The organism is Afipia birgiae 34632 (genome assembly GCF_000308295.2).
GTDB lineage: Bacteria > Pseudomonadota > Alphaproteobacteria > Rhizobiales > Xanthobacteraceae > Afipia > Afipia birgiae.
Genome location: NZ_HG326652.1, coordinates 2,146,645 through 2,168,045, shown reverse-complemented (window position 1 = coordinate 2,168,045; position 21,401 = coordinate 2,146,645). Strand labels below are relative to the sequence as shown.

Annotated in this window: 20 protein-coding genes; 6 read left to right on the top strand and 14 right to left on the bottom strand. The window is 61.6% G+C overall.

Annotated elements, in window-relative coordinates:
* Positions 1 to 43 precede the first annotated feature (43 nt).
* Positions 44 to 748: a GntR family transcriptional regulator gene (locus BN32_RS10220; RefSeq protein WP_019198089.1), complete on the bottom strand. Its 705-nt coding sequence runs from the start codon at positions 746 to 748 to the stop codon at positions 44 to 46.
* 191 nt (positions 749 to 939) lie between these two features.
* Here BN32_RS10220 and BN32_RS10215 point away from each other — a divergent pair, with 191 nt between their 5' ends.
* The 3 genes from BN32_RS10215 to BN32_RS10205 all read left to right on the top strand — a co-directional run bounded on the left by BN32_RS10215 (position 940) and on the right by BN32_RS10205 (position 3,606).
* Positions 940 to 2,022, top strand: coding sequence for a tartrate dehydrogenase (locus BN32_RS10215; protein WP_040426232.1), 1,083 nt, complete (start codon positions 940 to 942; stop codon positions 2,020 to 2,022).
* Between the two features lie 83 nt (positions 2,023 to 2,105).
* Positions 2,106 to 3,095 (top strand): tripartite tricarboxylate transporter substrate-binding protein, encoded by a 990-nt coding sequence (locus BN32_RS10210; protein WP_019198087.1) that lies wholly within the window; start codon positions 2,106 to 2,108, stop codon positions 3,093 to 3,095.
* Positions 3,096 to 3,210: 115 nt separating this feature from the next.
* Positions 3,211 to 3,606 carry a carboxymuconolactone decarboxylase family protein gene (locus BN32_RS10205; protein WP_019198086.1) on the top strand — a complete coding sequence of 132 codons (396 nt, stop codon included), beginning with the start codon at positions 3,211 to 3,213 and terminating at the stop codon, positions 3,604 to 3,606.
* A gap of 97 nt (positions 3,607 to 3,703) precedes the next feature.
* Here the strand turns inward: BN32_RS10205 and BN32_RS10200 are convergent, their stop codons facing one another.
* From BN32_RS10200 to BN32_RS10175, 6 genes are all read right to left on the bottom strand, one after another.
* Positions 3,704 to 4,411, bottom strand: coding sequence for an ABC transporter ATP-binding protein (locus BN32_RS10200; RefSeq protein WP_019198085.1), 708 nt, complete (start codon positions 4,409 to 4,411; stop codon positions 3,704 to 3,706).
* Positions 4,398 to 5,141 carry an ABC transporter ATP-binding protein gene (locus BN32_RS10195; protein WP_019198084.1) on the bottom strand — a complete coding sequence of 248 codons (744 nt, stop codon included), beginning with the start codon at positions 5,139 to 5,141 and terminating at the stop codon, positions 4,398 to 4,400. The genes BN32_RS10200 and BN32_RS10195 overlap by 14 nt, the downstream gene beginning before the upstream one ends.
* A complete protein-coding gene (locus BN32_RS10190) occupies positions 5,138 to 6,067 on the bottom strand; it encodes a branched-chain amino acid ABC transporter permease (protein ID WP_019198083.1) in 930 nt (309 codons plus the stop codon). Before BN32_RS10190 ends, BN32_RS10195 begins: the two co-directional genes overlap by 4 nt.
* 1 nt (position 6,068) lies before the next feature.
* Positions 6,069 to 6,923 carry a branched-chain amino acid ABC transporter permease gene (locus tag BN32_RS10185; protein WP_019198082.1) on the bottom strand — a complete coding sequence of 285 codons (855 nt, stop codon included), beginning with the start codon at positions 6,921 to 6,923 and terminating at the stop codon, positions 6,069 to 6,071.
* A gap of 105 nt (positions 6,924 to 7,028) precedes the next feature.
* Positions 7,029 to 8,246 (bottom strand): ABC transporter substrate-binding protein, encoded by a 1,218-nt coding sequence (locus BN32_RS10180; RefSeq protein WP_019198081.1) that lies wholly within the window; start codon positions 8,244 to 8,246, stop codon positions 7,029 to 7,031.
* A 260-nt stretch (positions 8,247 to 8,506) separates the two neighbouring features.
* Complete coding sequence (locus BN32_RS10175; protein ID WP_019198080.1) at positions 8,507 to 9,913, bottom strand: aminotransferase-like domain-containing protein; 1,407 nt, start codon at positions 9,911 to 9,913, stop codon at positions 8,507 to 8,509.
* 122 nt (positions 9,914 to 10,035) lie between these two features.
* On the opposite strand from BN32_RS10175, the gene BN32_RS10170 reads away from it, so the two are divergent.
* The 3 genes from BN32_RS10170 to BN32_RS10160 all read left to right on the top strand — a co-directional run bounded on the left by BN32_RS10170 (position 10,036) and on the right by BN32_RS10160 (position 13,712).
* Positions 10,036 to 11,319 (top strand): hydroxymethylglutaryl-CoA reductase, degradative, encoded by a 1,284-nt coding sequence (locus BN32_RS10170; RefSeq protein WP_019198079.1) that lies wholly within the window; start codon positions 10,036 to 10,038, stop codon positions 11,317 to 11,319.
* Positions 11,320 to 11,371: 52 nt separating this feature from the next.
* Complete coding sequence (locus BN32_RS10165; RefSeq protein WP_019198078.1) at positions 11,372 to 12,592, top strand: ABC transporter substrate-binding protein; 1,221 nt, start codon at positions 11,372 to 11,374, stop codon at positions 12,590 to 12,592.
* 346 nt (positions 12,593 to 12,938) lie between these two features.
* Positions 12,939 to 13,712, top strand: coding sequence for a ferredoxin--NADP reductase (locus BN32_RS10160; protein WP_040426230.1), 774 nt, complete (start codon positions 12,939 to 12,941; stop codon positions 13,710 to 13,712).
* Between the two features lie 158 nt (positions 13,713 to 13,870).
* Here the strand turns inward: BN32_RS10160 and BN32_RS10155 are convergent, their stop codons facing one another.
* From BN32_RS10155 to BN32_RS10125, 7 genes are all read right to left on the bottom strand, one after another.
* Complete coding sequence (locus BN32_RS10155; protein WP_019198076.1) at positions 13,871 to 15,463, bottom strand: class I adenylate-forming enzyme family protein; 1,593 nt, start codon at positions 15,461 to 15,463, stop codon at positions 13,871 to 13,873.
* Positions 15,464 to 15,482: 19 nt separating this feature from the next.
* Positions 15,483 to 16,145 carry an ATP-binding cassette domain-containing protein gene (locus BN32_RS10150; RefSeq protein ID WP_019198075.1) on the bottom strand — a complete coding sequence of 221 codons (663 nt, stop codon included), beginning with the start codon at positions 16,143 to 16,145 and terminating at the stop codon, positions 15,483 to 15,485.
* Entirely contained in the window at positions 16,142 to 16,894 is a 753-nt protein-coding gene (locus BN32_RS10145; RefSeq protein WP_019198074.1) for an ABC transporter ATP-binding protein, read from the bottom strand. Before BN32_RS10145 ends, BN32_RS10150 begins: the two co-directional genes overlap by 4 nt.
* Positions 16,891 to 17,877 (bottom strand): branched-chain amino acid ABC transporter permease, encoded by a 987-nt coding sequence (locus BN32_RS10140; protein WP_019198073.1) that lies wholly within the window; start codon positions 17,875 to 17,877, stop codon positions 16,891 to 16,893. The genes BN32_RS10145 and BN32_RS10140 overlap by 4 nt, the downstream gene beginning before the upstream one ends.
* On the bottom strand, positions 17,877 to 18,773 hold the full coding sequence (locus BN32_RS10135) for a branched-chain amino acid ABC transporter permease (RefSeq protein WP_019198072.1): 897 nt from the start codon (positions 18,771 to 18,773) through the stop codon (positions 17,877 to 17,879). The genes BN32_RS10140 and BN32_RS10135 overlap by 1 nt, the downstream gene beginning before the upstream one ends.
* A 90-nt stretch (positions 18,774 to 18,863) precedes the next feature.
* Entirely contained in the window at positions 18,864 to 20,165 is a 1,302-nt protein-coding gene (locus BN32_RS10130) for an ABC transporter substrate-binding protein (RefSeq protein ID WP_019198071.1), read from the bottom strand.
* A gap of 293 nt (positions 20,166 to 20,458) precedes the next feature.
* Positions 20,459 to 21,259 (bottom strand): FadR/GntR family transcriptional regulator, encoded by an 801-nt coding sequence (locus BN32_RS10125; protein WP_040425620.1) that lies wholly within the window; start codon positions 21,257 to 21,259, stop codon positions 20,459 to 20,461.
* Positions 21,260 to 21,401: the final 142 nt, after the last annotated feature.

Here is a 21,401-nt window from a genome sequence, read left to right as displayed (position 1 = left end):
GCTGCAGTTTGCGAATACGCCTATGCAATCGCGCGCGGCGCGGTCAGAGATGCTTCATCCCGAACTGGTCCAGCAGCGGCAGGAGTTCGCTGCGCGCGCGCCGCCGGTGACTTTGGGCTTCGCTGCACGACAGCATCGCATCGCCGCTCTTGATGGCGGCGATAAGCGCCTGATGCTCCTTGAGCGATTTGGTCGGTTTGGCGCGCAGGCGGAGCGTCATCATCCGTGCGCGGTGTGATTGATCCATGATGGTATTAGCAACGCGCGCCAGGCGCATATTCCCGCTGCCGTCGATCAGGGTGCGATGAAAGCGATCATCCGCACGCGCCCACGCGTCGAGCTCATCGCGCTGCAACGCGTTTTTCATCTCGGTGTTGATGCTCTCCAGTGTTGCAACGATGGGACGGCGGTCTTTAGGGCTCATGCCTGCGATTAACTCGGCGGCCATGCCTTCAAGAGCGATGATCACGTCATAGACCTCGCGCATATCGTCCGGCGACAGCGCCAGAACGGTGACACCGCGTTTTGGCAAAACCCGCACCAAGCCTTCTTCCTGAAGCCGGATCAGGGCTTCATGAACCGGGGTCCGGCTCATGCCGAGCCGAAGCGCGATTTCCTGCTCTGAGCCCTGGTAGCCGGGGGCGAAGGCGTTATCGCGTATAGCGTTCTTCAGCGCCTGATAGGCGTCGGCGACAAGCGACGGTGCTCTGGCAAGCGGCTCTGCGGGGGGCGTTTTGAGGCGACTCATGTCCGTTCCTGACTACCGCTTCCTTATAGAGGCAAGCCTGTGTTCCGCGCGAGGTCTCTTGACATCCATACCATCTTCCATGGAAGATGGCATCCCTAAGCGCGCTGCGGATGACGGACGGTTGGAAGGCCTGCCGGCCCGTTCAGCCACGGCGGTTCGCGACCGACGGCTCAACCAAAAACGGATTCAGCGTGAAAACTTATCGAATTGCAGCCATTCCCGGCGACGGCATCGGCTCCGAAGTGATCTCCGCCGGCGTGGAAGCGCTGAATGCCTGCGCCAGGCGTGATGGCCGATTCACCTTCGCATTCGATCATTTCGACTGGGGATCAGAGCGCTACAAGACAACCGGCGCGTTCATGCCGGACAACGGACGCGACCTGATCAGGAAACATGACGCAATCCTGTTCGGCTCCGCCGGCGTGCCGGATGTACCCGATCATGTCACGTTGTGGGGGCTGCGGCTGGCAATTTGCCAGCCGTTCGATCAGTACGCCAACGTCCGGCCGACCCGGATCCTGCCGGGCATCGTCAGCCCACTTCGAAATGTGTCCGGTCCGGAACTGGACTGGGTGATCGTACGCGAGAACTCAGAAGGCGAATATGCCGGCGTCGGCGGGCGTGTGCATCGGGGGTTGCCCGAGGAGGTCGCCACCGACGTGTCGATGTTCACGCGCGCAGGCGTCGCGCGAATCATGCGCTTTGCGTTTGCATTGGCGCGCTCACGGCCGCGCAAATTCCTGACGGTGGTGACGAAATCCAACGCGCAGCGGCATGCGATGGTGATGTGGGACGAGATCGCCGCCGAGGTTGCCCGCGAATTCCCGGATGTCGCATGGGACAAGATGCTGGTCGACGCCATGACCATGCGCATGACGCTCAAGCCCGAAACTCTGGACACCATCGTCGCGACCAACCTCCACGCCGATATTCTGTCGGATCTCGCCGCAGCGCTGGCGGGCTCGCTCGGCATCGCGCCGACCGCCAACCTCAATCCCGAGCGCACGTTCCCGTCGATGTTCGAGCCGATTCATGGCTCGGCCTTCGACATCATCGGCAAGGGGATCGCGAACCCGATCGGCACATTCTGGTCCAGCGTCATGATGCTGGAGCATCTCGGCGAACCGTCCGCCGCAGCGCGGCTGATGCGGGCGATTGAAAAAGTCACGGCGGATAAGTCGCTCCACACACCGGATTTAGGCGGAAAGGCAAGAACCGCTGATGTCACCAAGGCCGTGTGCGACGCATTGGCCGGAGACAACCAGGATAGCTAGACAAGACGACCAGAACCGGCCGCAGAGCCGGGACCACCAAGCCAAAGAAAGAAGGCAAGGAAACACACCAAGGGGAGGACGCCATGCGGAAGCTGTTCGTTGGGTTTGCGGGCTCGGTTGTCGGGACATTGCTGTCGATGTCGGCAATCGGACCCGCCGCAGCACAAAGCTTTCCCTCACGTCCGATCACCTTGATCGTTCCCGCCGCGGCGGGCGGACCGACCGATGCGGTCTCCCGCCTTGTCGCGGAATCGATGGGACGAACGCTGGGTCAACAGATCGTGGTCGAGAATGTCGGCGGTGCTGGCGGCACCATCGGAATGACCCGCGTCGCTAAATCTCCCGCCGACGGCTACATGGTCACGGTCTGGCATATCGCGCAGGCGACCGCGCCCTCGCTCTACGACAACCTCCGCTACAACGTGATCGACGATTTCGATTCCATCGGCCGGATCGCAGACGTGCCGATGACAATCGTTGGCAAGAGCGGCCTTGAGCCGAAGACCGCCAAGGATTTGATCGCCTGGATCAAGCAGAAGAAAGCTGCCGTGACCTATGCCCACGCGGGCATCGGTTCGGCGTCGCATCTGTGCGCGATCATGTTCATGAGCGCGATCGACACCCAAATGACGGCGCTGTCCTATCGCGGTACCGGGCCGGCGATGTCGGACCTGCTCGGTGGCCAGTTCGACATGATGTGCGACCAGACCACGACCACCACGGCGCAGATCAAGGATTCCAAGATCAAGGGCTATGCTGCGACGACAAAGGAGCGGCTGAAAATTCTCCCCGATCTTCCGACGCTCGACGAGGCCGGCCTGAAAAATTTCGAAGTGGCCGCATGGCATGCGATGTGGGCGCCCAAGGGATTGCCGGCTGACGTCCAGAAGAAACTGAACGATGCTTTGCAGACCGCGCTGAAAGATCCGAAGGTCATCGAACGCATGGCCGCGCTCGGCATTGAGCCGGTGAAGCCGGGGCAGGCGACGCCGCAGGCGCTCTCCGCCCACCTCAAGGCTGAAGTCGCAAAATGGTCGCCGGTCATTCAGGCGTCGGGGGCGAAGGGGAATTAGCGACGCCATCGGATGTGTCATACCGGCGCGGCAGAACCGGCGATTGTCGGATCAGCACCCAGCCGCTAAAGCCTGTTGGATTACCCATCATCAGTCGAAGTGTCTGGAGAGCGTCATGAGCGGTGAAAGCGAACAATTCAAAAAAGGTCTGGCCGTCCGTCGCGACGTTCTGGGCAAGGACTACGTCGACGGCAGCATTGCCAAGGCCGACGATTTCATGATGGCGTTCCAGAACATCACCACCGAATGGTGCTGGGGCTACGCCTGGACACGGCCGGGCCTCGACCGCAAGACCCGCAGTATGCTCAACCTCGCCATGCTGACGGCGTTGAGCAAGCCCGCCGAGCTGAAGCTGCACGTCAAGGGCGCATTGACCAATGGCGTGAGCGTCGAGGAGATCAAGGAAATCCTGCTGCACGCGACGGTCTATTGCGGCATTCCGTCAGGACTCGAAGCCTTCAAGGCCGCTCACGAGGTGCTGAAGGCCGAAGGCGCGCTGGACAAGAAATAAGTCGTCCATCCATTGCCAGCGAAGCAATCCAGTCGTTCAGAAAGAGCTGGATTGCTTCGTCGCTCCGCTCCTTGCAATGACGGTTCGGCGGGCGGGCCTACACGCCAAGATAAACCTGCTGAATGTACTTGTCGCCCGCGAGGTCTTTCGGCGTGCCCTCGCGGATGGTGCGGCCATGTTCGAGAACATAGACGCGGTCTGTGATCCGCAAGGTCGAGGTCGCATCCTGCTCGACGATCAGGATGGCGGTGCCGTCTTTTCGAATTTGCTGGATTGCATCGAAGATCAGGCCCTTCAGCCGCGGCGCGATGCCGACTGACGGTTCGTCGAGCAACAGCAGTTCCGGTCGCCCCATCAGGGCGCGGCCGATCGCCACCATCTGCTGTTCGCCGCCGGAGAGGGTGCTCGATTGCTGCCATTGCCGTTCGCGCAGCACCGGAAACAGCGTGAACACACGTTCAAGATCAGCATTGATCTCGGCGTTGTTTTTGCGCAGGTAAGCGCCGAGCTGAAGATTTTTCAGCACCGACAGTTCCGAAAACAACTTGCGGCCCTCCGGACAATGACAGATGCCGCGCGCCACCACATCGTACGGTGCGACACCATCGAGAGACTGGCCCTTGAACGTCAGCGTGCCTTGAGAAGGGATAGAGCGCGAGATCGCTTTCAGCAGCGTGGTCTTGCCCGCGCCGTTGGGGCCGAGCACGCCGATCAGTTCACCCTTGTCGACCCTGATCGAAACGGATTCGATGGCGAGCGCCTTGCCGTAGCTGACGCGCAGATCGGAGACTTCAAGCAGAGGCATGAGCTTCCTCCGTCTTTCCGATATAGGCCTCGATCACTTTCGGATTCTTGACGATCTCGTCGGGCGGACCGACTGCGATGATCTCGCCGAAATTCATCACGATCACCCGGGAGACCAGCGCCATGAACTCGCGCAGCTTGTGCTCGATCAGCAGGATGGTCAGATTTTCCTCGCGATGCAGGCGCTTGATCAGTTGCGCCAGCGGTTCGATTTCGCTGCTGCCGAGACCAGCGAACGGCTCGTCGAGTAGCAGCAGGTCTGGTCGCGTCGCCAGCGCGCGGGCGATCTCGAGCCGCCGCAGGTCGCCGTAGGGAAGCGTTTCCACCGGCTCCGCGCCACGTCCGCCGAGGCCGACCTGTTCGAGCAGGTGCCGCGCGCGCTCTTCCTTGTCATGATCCTGATGCGCACGGGGCGACATGCAGGCGACGAGAACATTCTCCAACAGGTTCATGCCCACAAAAGGACGGCAGAGCTGGAAGGTCCGCGCCATGCCGCGGTTGACGATCTTGTAGGGCGCGAGGCCTTGCAATGTTTCGCCATTGAACTTGACGGTGCCGGATGTCGGCGCCATGAAGCCGGTGAGGAGATTGAACAGCGTTGTCTTGCCGGCGCCGTTGGGACCGAGGATTCCGGTGAATTCGCCTTTTTCCAGTTTGAAGGTTGCGTTCTTCACGGCGGTGAGGCCGCCGAACCGCTTGGTGACGTCATTGACTTCGAGAAGCGCGGTCATCGGAAGCGCTCCGTCATTCTGCGCCAGAGCGGCGCGATCAGGCCGTTCGGCAGGAAAAACAGGATCAGCATCAGGGTGAGGGTGTAGATCCAGAGCCGGTATTCGCCGAAGCCCCGCAGCAACTCTGTGAGCAGCGTAAGCAGGATCGCGGCGATCGCAGCGCCGTAGATCGAACCGATGCCGCCGACGTAGCACATGATGATGATGGTGATCGATACCACGACGGAGAACAGCGGCGGCGAGACCTGAAGCTGATAGTGTGCATAGAGTGCACCACCGAGGCCGGCGAAGGCTGCGCTGATAGCCAGCGATGCGATCTTGTAGAAGGTGACATTGATGCCAGCCGCCTGACAGGTTGCTTCGTCACCGCGAATGGCACGCAGCAACAGGCCCCAGTGCGACTGCGCCAGCAACGTGAGCACGATCACGGTCACGACAAGGATCGCCAGGACGAACCAGTAGTACTGGAGAGGATTGCGGATCAGCGGATCGAGGCCGTAGAGGCCTTCCTCGCCGCCGGTGTATTCCCAGAAGATCAGGCAGAGACGTTGCAGGATTGCGGAGGCCGACAGCATGGCCAGGGCGAAATAGGGGCCGCGCAGGCGCAATGTCGGGAAGCCGACGATCAGGCTGAACGCAACCGCGATGACGACCGCTGCTGGCAGGCTGTACCATGGGTTGGTGAACCAGATCGTCGCCATGAACCCGGCGGTGTAGGCGCCCGCGCCGATGAACAGCGAATGGCCGAAATTCTCGCGGCCTGTCAGGCCCGACATGAAATCCCAGCTCGAGGCCCAGATGCCATAGATGGCGCAGACGGTCAGCACGCCGGTGAGATAGTTGCTGGATATGACGATGGGCGCGAGTGCGAGCACCGCCACCACGGCGATTCCGCCAGCAAGATCGATCGAGGAAATCTGCCGCATGTCAGAACGCCGCCCGCCGGCCGAGAATCCCGGACGGTCTGATCATGAGGGTGATAACGACGGCGACCAGGGACACGAGTTCAGTCCATGACGTCGAGACAAGGTAGGCCACGATGGTCTCGGAATAGCCGAGGATCAGCGAGGCGATGATGCTTCCGGGGATCGATCCCAGTCCGCCGACAATCACGATGGCGAAGGCCTTCACCATCGGCAGCAGGCCCATGGTCGGCTGCACCGTGAGGAAGGGCGACACCAGCACGCCCGCGAGCGCCGCGGTGCCCGCCGAGATCGCCATGACGATGGAGAAGATGCGGTTGGTGGGAATGCCCATGTACTGCGCGGCTTCGGGATCCTGCGACACCGCAAGAATGGCCGCGCCGAGGCGCGTGCGTTGAATGAAGAGCCACAGCAGCAGAAGGACAAGAATGCCGGCGACCAGCGCGAGCAGTCTCTGCCCGCCGATATCGACGCCGCCGATGGAGATCTTGTCGGCAACGAAGGACGGCACGTTCCTGTATTCTGAGCCGAAGGTGATGAACAGCGCCTGCTCGACAGCCAGTGACACAGCGAGCGTGATCATCAGCACCGCCAGTTGCGAGGCCCGCAGCGGCCGCACCAGAAACCGTTCCATCAGCACGCCAAATCCGGCGACCAGCAGGACGGCCAGCGGCGCGGCGAGCAGCAGCGGCAAATTCAGCAGGGAGGTGAAGACGTAAGCCGCATAAGCGCCCAGGGCATAAAATGCGCCGTGCGCGAGATTGAGGATGCGGGCGACACCGAAGATGAGCGTGAAGCCTACCGCGAGCATCGCGTAGATCGCGCTGGACACAGCGCCATAGATCAGGATTTCGAGCATAACCGCCTGCTGTCTGCTGTTCTCGTGCGTAAGGGGAAGGCGTGCCTTCAGGATCGCCGGCCGGTAAGATCGTTACCGGCCAGCGTTCTCACGACGTGAAACTGTTCAGTTCATCCAGGGCGGCGGGATCATCTTTCCCGTTTCTGAAGCCTTCGGCCAGACCACGATCCGGGCACCGTCCTTCTGCCATTGAGCGAACAGCAGGTTCTGCAGGCCGGGTCCCGTCTTCACATCGTGGACTTCGTCGAACTGGATCTTGCCGGCGATGCCGACATAGTCCGTCTTCTCGAGTTCCTTGATCACCGCATTCGGCTCGACCGAGTTGGCGCGCTTCACGGCTTCTGCGTAGACGTAGATCGCATCGTAGGCGCCGACGCCGGTGTAGACCGGTGCCGTGCCGAAGCGTTTGACGAACTCGTCCCAGAACGGGATCGTCTTGGGCGTCAGCGCGGCGCGGGTCGCGAACAGGCCGACGGTCTCGGACAGCGCCTTGCCGCTCACGCGGGTGAAGAAGTCCGCGTCCTGGCTTTTCACATCGATGCCGCCGATCGGAATCGGCACCTGCGCGTCGTGCCACTGCTTGACGAAGATGTCCGACGACGCATGTGACAGGATGACGATCAGATACTGCGCGCCGCTGGCCTTGACCTTGGCAAACAGCGGCGAGAAGTCCGAGGTCGAGGTGTCGAAGAACTCGGCCATCGGCACTTCGGTGCCGCCATCGACCGCACCCTTCTTCAGGATCGGCACAAGATCCTGCACCCACTTGGCGTTCTCGCCGACGATGGCGATCTTCTTCAGGCCCATCTCACCCTTGAGCTTGCCACTGATGAAATCGACCAGCGCGCGGGCCTGATGGCCGGCATGGATCGGAGAAACCCGGAAGATATACTTGTAGTTTTCGTAGTCGGCCTTCACCTTTGCGGTGATCGCGGGAGACGCTGCGCCGACGCCGAGGTAGATCGTTTTTGCATTGGAAATGTGCGGCAACTGGGCCAGCGTCACGCCGCTGGTGTAACCGCCGATCAGCACATCGACTTTATCGTCGGCTGTAAGCTTCTTGATCGCGGCGATACCCTGTTCGGGATTTTCGGTCTCATCCGCGGCCACCATTTCAAGCTTGCGGCCGACGAGGCCTCCTTTGCTATTGATATCTTCGATGGCCATTTTAATGGCGTTCTGCGTATCGCGCCCGACCTGAAGCTGGACCGAAGTCGGGACGCCGATCTTGATGGGCTGCTGGGCGGAAGCCGGAACGGGGCCGAGAAGGGCGCCGGCACCGACGATGCTCGCTGTCGCGAGCAGGCTGAGAAATGACTTCATGACGTTTCTCCCTGATGCATCCGAATTCGTGTTCGGTGCTTTTTATTTGCGCTGACAGACTGCTGGCGGGACAAGTTCAAGTCAAGCAAAGATCGGATGATTGCAGCGAGGAGCTGTTTGAAACGCAATTCCGTTTTGCGCGGCAGAACCATTGGGCCGTGCGTTAATGCTGCGATGCCGAAATTTCGTGATGCCCACGAATTCATCGCGGCCTGTTTGATTTTTCGCACGGTCTTCGGCGAAGCGGCCGGTAGAAGCCGCTACGGCGCGCGATGCTCATCCATGAAGCTTGCGAACCGCGGATCGCCGACATGCGCGATATTGACGCGCATCGCGGGGCGGGCGGGCGTTGCGTCCGGACTGAATGCCGAACCCGGCGCCAGCAGAATGCTGCGCTCGGCGGCGACGCGCGACAACTGTGTGTCGTCGATGTGCCCGGGTAGTTCGCACCACATATAAAATCCGCCGCGCGGCTGGCCGAACACCGGGAGGCCAATGCGTGACAATGTGTCGTTGGCCTGACGGGTTGCCGCTTCGATGCGGCCGGTCAGCCGCTTGAGATGGCCGCGATAACGCCCGCTGGTGATCAGGTCGTAGATGATCTGCTCGATATAGCCCGAGCTGTTGGCGCGCGTGATCATCTTGAGATCGGCCAGCCGCGCGATGGTGTCGGCATCGGCGGCGATATATCCCGAACGGAGACTGGCGGAGAGGGTCTTGGCGAAGGTACCGACATAGATCACACGGTCGAGCTGATCGAGCGCGGCGAGGCGGGGGCTGGTGTTCGACAGCACGTCGGCGAACGGATCCGAATCGACGACGCGCAAGTTGTGCTCGGTCGCGGTACGCAGCAGGCGGTAGGCGATCGGGAGCGTGATCGAGCAGCCGGTCGGATTGTGCGCGAGCGATTGCGTGAAGAACATCCGCGCTCCGGTGCCGGCCGCCTTGGCGGCGAGATCGTCCGGGTCCGGCCCGTCGGCGGTCCGCCGCACGCCGATCAGCCGCGCCTTGGCTAGCCGCAGTTTGCCGAACAGCGGATAGTAGCCGGGACTGTCGACCAGGACGGGATCGCCGGGCTCGACATACTGACGCACGATCATGTCGAGCGCGTCGTTCGCGCCTTGAGTTAAAAGAACCTGCGTCGGCTCCGCGCCGATCGATCGCTCAGCCAGCAGACCCGCGATGCGCTGGCGCAGCGGCAGCAGGCCGTAGGGGCTGCCGTAGCTTTCAGGGAGATTGCGTTGTCCGGGCCGGCTGACCGGCCGCAGATAAGGCCCGACCTCCGAACCTTCCATCCACGCCGCAGGCGGGCGGCCGTCGCCGACACGAACCTCGTAGCGCTTTTCGAGTTGCTCGCGCAGCAGCCAGACGCTGTCGACGGCACCGACCTTGGCGGGCTCGGCGGTCTCCGCGCGTTTGGGCCGATGAAGGGAGACGAAGAAACCCGAGCCCGGCTTGCTCTCGATCTGGCCGGACGCGACCAGCCGCTCGTAGGCATCGACAATGGTATTCTTTGATGCGCCGAATAGTTCCGACGCGCCGCGGATCGACGGCAGGCGTTCGCCGGGCCGGATCGCGCCGTGTTCGATCCGCGCAACGATCGCATCGATGATGGTTTCAACGCGCGATCGCGTGGCCCCGCCGCCGGACTGATGAACTGTACCCATGTGGCGAATGGTACGGACCTTCCTGAAATTGTGCAAAGTGTTCCTTGTGGTGTACCCCCGTCACCATACAGTTTCCGCGGCCGAGAATCCCCTCAAGAGGACCTCGGTTCGGGAGACGCTGAATGACTGTTGCAAGGCACGGGGCAAACCGCAGTTCGCGGATCGCCGGATTTCACCGCAAGTCGCCGCAGGAGCGGCTCGATCTGGTCGCTTCGTTCGCGGGCCTCGATCCTGCCGCCGCTGCTCATCTCGCCGACATGGGCAATCTGTCGCCGCAGCTTGCGGACAAGATGATCGAGAATGTCATCGCCACGATGAATGTGCCGATCGGCATCGCGACCAACGTGAAGGTCGATGGCGAGGATGTATTGATCCCGATGGCGACCGAGGAATCCTCCGTCGTCGCCGCGGTGTGCAACGCGGCGCGCCAGACCTATGATGCAGGTTTTACCACCTCGGTGTCCGGCACGTTGATGATCGCGCAGGTGCAGGCGGTCGAAGTCGCAGACCCTTACGCGGCGCGTCTTCGGCTTCTGGAGAAGCGCGACGAGATCAAGGCGATCTGCGATGCCTGCGATCCGCTGCTGGTGAAACTCGGTGGCGGCTTTCGCGATGTCGAGGTGCGCATTCTCGATACGCTGGGCGGGCCGATGGTCATCACGCATCTGATCGTCGATACGCGCGATGCGATGGGCGCCAACGCCGTCAACACCATGGCGGAGAAAATCGCGCCGCATATCGCGACATGGAGCGGCGGGCGCGTGTTCTTGCGCATCCTGTCGAATCTCGCCGACCGGCGGCTCGCGCGCGCCCATGCAGTGTGGAAACTCGCCGACATCGGCGGTGAAAGCGTGCGCGATGGCATCATCAGCGCCTATCAGTTCGCCGAGGCCGATCCGTATCGCGCGGCCACGCACAACAAAGGCATCATGAACGGCATCAGTGCGGTCATCCTCGCGACCGGCAACGATACGCGCGCAGTGGAAGCCGGTGCGCATGCTTATGCGGCACGCGGCGGACGCTACACCAGCCTGACGCGTTACGAGGTCAACAACGACGGCGATCTCTCGGGCTCCATCGAATTGCCGCTGGCGGTCGGCCTGATCGGCGGCGCAACCAAGATTCATCCGACCGCGCAGGCTTGCCTGAAAATTCTCGGTGTCACCACGGCGGAACGGCTGGCGCGGATCATTGCGGCTGTGGGTCTGGCGCAGAATTTTTCGGCGCTGAAGGCACTCGCCACGGTGGGCATCCAGTCCGGCCACATGGCGCTTCACGCGCAGAACATTGCGATCATGGCCGGCGCCGTCGGCGATGAAGTCGAGGCCGTGGCGAAAGCTCTGGTCGAGCGCGCAACGGTGCGTATCGACGTCGCGCAGGAGGTATTGGAAACCATTCGTCGCTAGACATTCCGGCGAAGCCGGACAACCACACAAGAATTCAAACGGGAGGATAATAATGCTTAAATCGAAATCGGCTTTTCTGGCGGGCGCAGCAATGCTGCTGGCGCTCATGAGCCCGGCAAGTGCGCAGATTGCCAACAACACCATCAAGCTCGGCGTGTTGACCGATCTCACCGGCATCGCGACGGATTCCACGGGTGCAGGTTCGGTCGCCGCCGCGCGCCTCGCGATCGAGGACTTCAAGGCCGAGAAGCCGGATATCAAGGTTGAACTCGTTCAGGCGGACCACCAGAACAAGGCGGATATCGGCGGCGCGCTGGCGCGGCGCTGGATGGATATCGACAAGATCGATGCCATTCTCGACGTGCCATTCTCGTCGGTGGCGCTGGCGGTGCAGGAAGCCACACGCGGTTCGAAGACTGCGTTCATTGCATCGGGCCCCGGCTCGTCGCTGCTGACCGGCGAAAAGTGCTCACCGAACACCGTGCACTGGACCTACGACACCTGGGCGCTGGCGCACGGCACCGCACTGGCCTTGCTGAAGGCGAAGAAAGACACATGGTTTTTCGTCACGGCGGACTATGCGTTCGGCCATTCGCTTGAAAAGGACGCATCAGACGTTGTGAAGGAGCAGAACGGCAAGATTCTCGGTGGCGTGCGGCATCCGCCCGGAGCGTCGGACTTCTCGTCCTTCCTGCTGCAGGCGCAGGCCAGCAAGGCCAAGATCGTCGCGCTCGCCAACGCTGTGAACGACACCGTCAACTCGGTGAAGCAGGCGACAGAATTTGGCATTCAGGCCGGCGGGCAGGAACTGGCGGCATTGCTGATGCAGGTCACCGACGTCAACGCCATTGGTTTGCAGGGTGCGAAGGGCCTTTACCTGACCGAAGGGTTCTATTGGGACACCAACGAAGGCACCCGCAAGTTCGCTGATCGCTTCACTGCGATGGTCGGTGGCGGCAAGCGCCCGACCGCCATTCAGGCCGGCGTCTATGCCGGCACGCTGCACTACCTGCGCGCGGCGGCGGCGGCGAACACGACTGACGGACAAAAGGTCGTCGCCAAGATGAAGGAGATGCCATCGAAGGACCCGCTGTTCGGCGAAGGCACGATCCGCGAGGACGGTCGTCACATCCACAATATGTATCTGTTCCAGGTGAAGACCCCTGCGGAATCCAAGGCGCCGTGGGATTTCTACAAGCTGGTTGAGACCATCCCGGCGAAGGACGCGTTCCGGCCGATGAGCGAGGGCAACTGCCCGATGGTGAAGAAGTAGGACCGGTTTCCACGGCCGCGCGCTGGCCCGGCCGTGGTTATCGGGGGCGTTTAGATTGAGTGTAAATTTCCTCCCGGCGGGCTCCGTGCGGGAGGAAATTTCTCCTGTGGAACATGATCTTAGAATGCAAAGCCGGTCTGCCTCCGAGGCATGACGCAGGCGCGGTATGTAATTGACCAAAAACGGAAATTCGGCTATTTCACCGGCGTCGTGAATGCTGCCGCCGTCTTCGCCTGCGAGGCAGGCCATCCAGCAAAATTCATCGGCGAGAAGTTCTGCGTGAGGCGTGACCGCCCGCAAGTCCGGCGATTATGCGCTCACCGATTGCAAGAGCATGGGTCCGGTTATGAGCAACTTCAATCAGGAAACGGTTCTGAGCGTCCATCACTGGACCGACAACCTTTTCAGCTTCACGACCACGCGTGATTCCTCGTTCCGGTTCCGCAATGGCGAGTTCACCATGATCGGCCTGAAGGTCGGCGAGAAGCCGCTGCTGCGCGCCTACAGCGTCGCGAGCGCGAACTATGAAGAGAACCTCGAATTCTTCTCGATCAAGGTGCCTGACGGCCCGCTGACCTCGCGCCTCCAGCATCTCAAGGAAGGCGATCAGATCATCGTCAGCCGCAAGGCGACCGGCACGCTGGTGATCGACAACCTGACCGATGGCCGCAACCTCTATCTGATCGGCACCGGCACCGGCCTCGCGCCGTTCCTGAGCGTCATCAAGGACCCCGAGACCTACGAGCGTTTCGAGAAGGTCGTGCTGCTGCACGGCTGCCGCCACGTCAGGGAACTGGCTTACGGCGAACTGATCACCGAGAAGCTGCCGCAGGACGAGATGATCGGCGACATGATTCGCAATCAGCTGATCTACTATCCGACCGTGACGCGCGACCCGTTCCGCAATCGCGGCCGTATCACCGACCTGATCACGTCGGGGAAGTTGTTCGAGGATATTTCGCTGCCACAGCTCGACGCTGCGAAGGATCGTGTCATGATGTGCGGAAGCCCGGCGCTTCTGCTCGACACCAAGAAGCTGCTCGAAGATCGCGGCTTCGTTGAAGGCAACCACGGCGAACCGGCTGACTTCGTTGTCGAGAAGGCGTTCGCAGAGCGCTAATTGTGTAGCTCCGGAGCGCACGCAAACTGCGAGTGAAGCGAAGCAATCCAGAAGCAAAATGAGCTGGATTGCTTTTCGCAAGAGCTCCTCGCAATGACGAAATTGCGTCCCTTATTCTCGCTTAGTCCGTCAGGAACACCTGTGGCCCGCAGAGACGCCTAGTCCGCCAGACCTTCACGCAGGTTCTTCTTCATGACCTTGCCGTTGGCATTGCGCGGCAGCGGTTCGGTGCCGATGGCGATGGTTTCGGGGACTTTGTAGTCCGACATGCGCTCGGCGCACCACGCGCGCAGCGTCGGTGAATCGATATCGGAGCGAACCACCACGACAGCGTGGACTCGTTCGCCGAGCACAGGGCAGGGTCGTGCGACGATGGCGCTTTCGACAACGGCCGGGTGACCGGCAAGAACCGACTCGACCTCCGCCGAATAGATCTTGAGGCCCCCGCGATTGATCATGTCCTTCTGCCGGTCGAAGACGCGAACGAATTTCCGGCCGTCGATCGAGCCGAGGTCGCCGGAATGCCAGTAACCGGCGGTAAAGCTCTCTGCTGTCGCGCGCGGATTGTTCCAATAGCCCTTGATGACCGAGCCGCTATGGATCCAGAGTTCGCCGACGTCGCCACGCGGCACTTCGCGGCCGTCGGGGCCCATCACCATGATATGTGCACCGGGACAGGGCAGGCCGACGCTGTCGCCGTGGCTCGCGGTGAATTCTGGCGGCATGATCGTTGAAGGCGATGAGGTCTCGGTCGATCCATAGGCATTGACGAGTTTCAGCCCGGGAAGTTTCTCGGCGAGTTTCTCGATGGTGGCGACCGGCATCGGCGCACCGCCATAGCCGCCGATACGCCAGGCCGACAGGTCGTAAGAGTCGAAATCGGCCTGCAGCAGGCACAGATTGTACATCGCCGGCACCATCACCGTCTGTGTGGCGCGTTCGCGCGAGGCGATCTTGAGATACTCTGCGGCCTTGAACTCCGGGACAATGATGAGTGCACCGGCGCAGCGCGCCATGCTCATGATGTTGGCCGCGATGCCGGTGACATGCGCGAGCGGAACAGCTGCGATCGAGCGGTCCTTGTGGGTCAGTTCGAGGCAGGCTTCATAGACCATCGCCGAATGGATCAGATTGCAATGCGCCAGCATGGCGCCCTTGGGCTTGCCCGTCGTCCCGGACGTATAAAGGATCATCGCGGTATCCTGCTCGTTCACCACCGCCGGTGATTGCGAGGCGTCGGTCGCGACGAGGTCCTGAAACGCCAGTGCACCCTCAGTGGGGCTGACCGACACGCGGTGAAGCAATTCCGGAAGTTCGACCTGGTCGGGCAGACGGTCCGCCATCGCATCTTCATAGATGAGAAGCTTCGCGCCGCAGTCGGTCAGGACATAGGCGATCTCGGGCTTCTGCTGGCGCGTGCTCAGCATCACGCTCACAAGGCCGAGATGGGCTGCGCCATACAACGCGAGTACGAATTCGTTCCGGTTGCTGAGCAGCAGTGCGATGCGGTCGCCGGGCTTCAGCCCGATTTCCTTGAAGCCTGCCGCGATCTGCATGGATTTCTGCGCAACCTCGCGCCAGGTCATCCGCTCAACGCCGCAGATCAGGGCATCGCCGTCAGGATTTCGCGCGGCGGCATCGGCGACCATCGCCCAGATGTCTGCGGGCCGTTTCTCGAAGGCTGGGACGACGCGATCGCCGAAACGGGTTTCCAGTCGCATTGCTGGAATCGGATATTGCGACCAGTTCATCTCGTCGTGTCCTGCAATGTCAGGCTGAAAGGTTGGCTCCGCGCTCGATCACGAATTCAGCATCGAACAAAGTATGCGAGTGGTTCAAATCGGATTGAGACATCAACACTGTTAGACCTTTGCCCTTGAGCGAGGCAAGAACATCGGAGATGCGTTCGGACAGGGCAGGTGCGATTCCTTCGAATGGCTCGTCGAGCAGCAGGCATTTCGTTCCAATGCCGAGCGCACGGCCGAGCGCGACCAGCTTCTGCTGTCCCCCGGAGAGCAGCAAGGCCTTGCGGTCGCGCATGGCCACGAGCTCGCCGATCACCTCGTACACGAAGTCCAGCCGCGCCTTGCGATCTATATCTTTCGCGACCCATAGCGGGAGCAGGATATTTTCCTCCACCGTCAGTTGCGGCACAAGGCCGCGGTCCTCCGGCATGTAACCGATGCCGAGACCGGCGCGGGCGTGTCGTGGCAATGCCGCCAGATCCTCGCCGCCGAAACGAATCGTACCGGCCTTCGGCGCAAGGTGCCCCATGATCGAGCGCATCAGCGTCGTTTTGCCGGCGCCGTTGCGGCCGACGAGACTGACCATCGCGCCCTCAGGGAGTTGCATGGTGAAGCCGCGCAGTGCGGGCATCGACTGGATTTCAACCGCGAGATTGTGGATCTCGAGCAGAGGGCGGGCAGCGGTCATCGTGCGCCTCCCGTCACATAACGGCGCACTTCGTTATCCTTCAGCACGGTTGAGGGTTCGCCGTCGGCCAGGATTCGGCCATTGTAGAAAGCGACCACACGGTCGGCATACTTGCTGACGATGTCCATGTCATGCTCGACGAAGACGATGGTGGCGGCCTCCTCCGAGACGGCGTGAATGACACGGTCCATTGTTGCGAATTTCTCTTCCGCCGAGACGCCGGAGGTTGGCTCATCGAGCAGCAGCAGTTTCGGGCGGCGGGCCAGGGCCATGGCGATGTCGACCAGTTTGCGGACACCGCCGGCCAATTCAGACACCGGCCGGTCCGCGTGGCCGGCCAGACCGAAACGGTCGAGTAACGCGACGGCCTTGGCGCGGCGGTCGCCGCTGTCCGCCGGTGAGGTCGCTGAAAGCCGTCCGCCTTCCGCGCTGGAGACCGCAACGGAGAGATTTTCCGCCGCGGTGAGCTCGATGAAGAGCTGCGGAATCTGGAACGAGCGTGAAATTCCGAGCTTGGCGACATCGCGCGGAGAGCGTCGTCCGATCGGCGAGCCGTCAAGTTCGATCGCGCCGCTATCGGGCTTCATGTAGCCCGTCACCATGTTCACGAACGTGGTCTTGCCTGCGCCGTTCGCGCCGATCAGGCAGAGCTTCTGGCCCGCTGGAATATCGATGCTGACGTTGTCGGCGGCGACCACCGCGCCGAAACGCTTTTGCAGGCCGCGAACGGAAAGAACGGGTTTCGTCATGACGCCGATCCTTTCCCGGCTGTTGCCGATTCCGGAGGCGCTTCCGTCGTGCGTTTCTTCCGGTTCCAGAGCGATCCGATGCCGCGCGGCAGGAACAGGATGACGGCGAGCAGGAAGATGCCAAGCACAAGCTGCCAGGTATTCGGAAGATAGAGATTGGAGAACGAGCGCACCAGTTCGAGCACAAGAGCTGAAATGAATACTGCGGCTACGCTCTGCGTGCCCGCGAGCACCGCGATGAAGACAAATTCGCCGGATGTGGTCCAATAAGCAAATTCCGGATCGATGTGTCGCTGGGCCATCAGGGCAAGCGCGCCGCTTGCGCCGGCGAATGTTGCCGCGATGATGAAGTTGATAGTGACGATGCGGTTTGCGGAGGTGCCGAGATACTCGACACGAAGGTTGTTTTCACGCACTGCGAGGCTTGTCAGTCCAAACTGCGAGCGGAACAGGATCGTCGCGAAAATACCCGCAAGGCCGGTGGCGACCACCGACACCGCGTACAGCATGAAGTCGGCCTCGCGCGGATCGTTGAACACCGCGCCGAACAGGGTGGGGCGGCCAACGTTGAAACCGTCGGAGCCGCCGAGCACGGTGGTCTTGACCAGTGCGCCGTAGAGCACCATCGACAGCGCGAGCGTCAGCATGCCGAAGAAGATACCGGTGTAACGGGCAATGAGCGGGCCGATGATCAGGCCGAGCAGACCGCCGAACATCGCGCCGATCAGAACCTGCGCGACGGCATCCGTCAGGCCCCAGCTGTGGGCGATGAGAGCGACGCCATAGCCGCCTCCGGCATAGAACAGGCCTTGTCCGAACGAGACGTTGCCTGTCCGCGCCAGCACCACGATGCCGAGCGCGACCAGCGCCTTGGAGGCCGCAACGGTAGCGAGTGATAGCGTCCAAGCGGGGATGACGCGGCCGAACAGTACGGCGAGCACGACGAGGCCGAGAAGAACGAAGGGATTTGTGGCGTATTTCATCAGATCCGCCTTGCAGTTTCACGGCGGAACAGACCTTCGGGTCTGAACATCAGCACGGCGGCCATAATGAGATAGATCATGAACAGTTCGGCCTGTGGCAGCAGGTGGACCGACGCAGCACGTGCCATGCCAACAAGGATGGCGCCGACGGCGGCGCCCTCGACGCTGCCAAGCCCGCCGATCACGACGATGGCAAAACTGAGAATGATGATTTCGGAGCTCAGTCCCGGCTGCACCGAAATCTTCGGCGCGGTCAGGCCGCCGGCAAGTGCAGCGAGCATGACGCCGAAGGCAAAGGCCAGCGCGTAGACCCGATTGATCTTCACGCCCATGCTGGCGCTCATTTCGGCGTTGTGGATCACCGCCGTGACGATCTTGCCGGTGGTGGTGCGGTTGAGACCGAACCACACCGCGAACCCGATGGCCGCCGACAGCGGGATCAGCATCAGATCGTAGCCCACGTAGAACAGCCCGGCGAACTCGACATTGCCGAACAGTTCATAAGGCTGGTTGGCATAGATCGGATTGACGCCCCAGATCAGCTTGGTCGCGTCTTCGAAGATAAGAAACACCGCATAGGTTACGAGCAGCAGCACGACTTCATCACGGCCGTAGAACAGCTTGATCAGCCCGCGCTCCATCAGGAGGCCGATTGCCGCCGCGATAGCGGCCACCGACACCAGCATCAGGACGAAGCCAATTCCAGGCGGAACCTGATGTGCAGCCGCCATCGTGACGGCGGTCGCGGCAAGATAGGCGCCGAGCGCGTAGAAGCCGCCGTGGGCGATGTTGAGAATCTTGAGCACTCCGAAAACGAGGGTCAGGCCCAGCGCCACGACGAAGAGCCACGAAGCCTGGATCAGGCCGTCGAGTATGACCGTGAGAAAAGTGTTCATGCAGGTGATCAGGCCGAGATTGCAGCGAAGCGATAAGGCGGCGCGAGATTCAAATCGTCGCGCCGCCCGGTGGCCATCAAGCGCAGGTGATTACTTGCACTTGTCGCTCTTCATTCCGCCCTTGATCCAGTCGATCGCCTTCACGCCCGGAGGCGGGTTGACGCATTCCGCTTCGAAATTGACGATGTCGACCAGATCGACGCGCTTCTTTTCGGCGTTGTACTTGGTGCGGCTGAACGAGATCGGCTGGATGGCCTGATGGCCGTCGCCGTTCTTCATCTGGATCAGTCCGCCGGGACTTTCCCATTCGGAGCCGGTCATCGCAGCGACCAGTTCATCGGCGCTTGGCTTCTTGCCGCCGTTCTTGGCCATTGCCTTCTCGACCGCGTTCTTCACGCCGAGGATGGACTGTGTAACGCGGTAGGCGGCCTGCACCGGATAGGCACCATGGGCCTTCTCATAGCCGTTGAAGAACCACTCGTTGAGCGGGGTCTTCGGCGACATCAGGCCGTAAGAGCCGCGCGCGCCGATGATGACGCCGTCGGGCATCTTGTCGCCGAGCGGCGGCAGAACGTGGTCGGCGGCGCTGAGCACGAGCTGGCTGCGCTTGGCCAAGCCGCGTGGCACGGATTGCAAGATGAAGGCCTGCAGGTCGCCGCCCCAGAGGCTCGAATAGACGACGTCAGATCCTGCGGACACCAGCGCTGAGACCTCGGTGCCGTACTGGCCCGCGCCGAACTTCGGCAGAAGGTCAGCACCCAGTTTGGCGTTGGGATAGAGCTGCCCGGCGGCACCGACGAAGTCGGCGCGGCTGTCCTGGCCCCAAGCGTAATCCTGGTTGATGGCCGAGAACGTGTCCATCTTGATGTTCTTCATCTTCATGTAACGGATCAGCCCGACGTTATCCTGAGTGGCGTGGGCAGCCGTACGGAACACGTAGTTGTATTTGGCTTCCTCGAAGATGCGCGGCGTTCCGCAGTCGAACAGGAACAGTGGCTTCTTCAGCTCTTCCGCGATGGGCGCCACCGCGAGGCAGTCGCCGGAGCCGATATAGCCGATCACGGCATCGACGTTGTCGCGTTGATAGAGGTTGCGCAGTTCCTGCACCTGCTTGGTCGCGCCGCCATTCTCGTCGATGACGACGGGCTCGATCTTCATGCCGCCGAAACCGACTTTATTATAAGGAGCGGGACCGGCGCCCTTGTTCAGTTCGCCAATGACGAACTCCGCAGCTTTGCCAGCGGGGACGCCGAAACTTTCGGCCGCCGGACCCGACAAGAACGTGACAATGCCAACTTTGAAGCTTTCCTGTGCCGATGACGGACCGGCGAGCGCCAGAACAGCGGCGGAGCAGGCCGTCAGTAGCCCAAATGTTCGCGTGAAGCGTTCCATATCATTCCTCCCGAATTGTCCGGTCGCGCCGGCTCTTTATGTCCGCATCCGTTCGCCGGATGTCAGTGGTTCGACGACAGCTTAAGCGGGCTTTTTGCGCGCGTCTATGATCCGGTTCACCAGAGCGTGCGACGAAAGCTTGCACTTCTAACGGGTTTGGGGTGGCCTTGCAGAATTTGCACAAGGTATTTGCAGTAACGCCAATCACGCCCGATGGATTTCGCCGGGTCTTTGTGACGCATCGCGAGTTCGTGTGGCGAACCAGCCGGTGGTTGTCGCGACGGTTTATCGCGTCATGCGACCCGCTTTTTCCCGAGCTTGCCGTTGATCGCCTGCTTGCCGGATGATGCGCGCGCGCGTCCGTATTTTTTCTTCGACAGCTTGAACTGGGTGTAGCCGAGCACTTGCTGCATCGCGGCGCGCGCCTTTTCGGCGTTGCCTTCGCCAATGGCGCGCGCGGCGACGGCGTGGTTCGGCAGGTTTTCGTGAAACCAGCCCGGGCTGCCGGTCGCTACCATAAAGACGGCGCTGAGAATGGTGTCGATGGCGCCGCGGAAACCCTGCAGCACCGGATTATGCGTGGCGTCGATGATGGCGAGATGAAATGCCTTGTCGGCGATGATGGCCGTCGGCACGTCATGCGAGGCTTCCATCGCAGCGAGTGCCGTCATGATGCGCTTGCGGTCCTTCGCGGTCGCACGTTCGGCGGCGAGGGCGGCGGCAGCGGGCTCAATGATCAGGCGGACTTCCTGCAGCGCAAGCAACAGATCGCGATTGGGCTCTTCCTTGCTGACCAGCCAACTCAACACGTCACGATCGAGCAGGCTCCAGTCGCCGCGTGGCCGCACATGGGTGCCGTGGCGGGGCCGGACGCTGACCAGCCCTTTGGCGGCGAGCGTTTTGATCGCTTCGCGCACCACGCCGCGGCCGACGCCAAAACGGCTTTCCAGATCATGCTCCGGCGGCAGCGTCGCGCCGACCGGAATCAGGTCCTGCGCAATCTCGCTGCCGAGCGTACGCAGTACAGCCTGGATGCGGCCCGGTTTGACGAGCTTGCTCACTGGTTTTGGACGGGGTTTGGCGGGCGACTTCATTTGCCGAAGGTAGCATGCGGGCATTCACCGCGACAATCATCCGATGTTTAACATCGGATGGATCTTTGTTGCTGCGATGCAGGGGATTTCATGTGCTCGGGTGCAGAAATAGCGGAAATTGCCTGAAATCGCAAATGCGGCG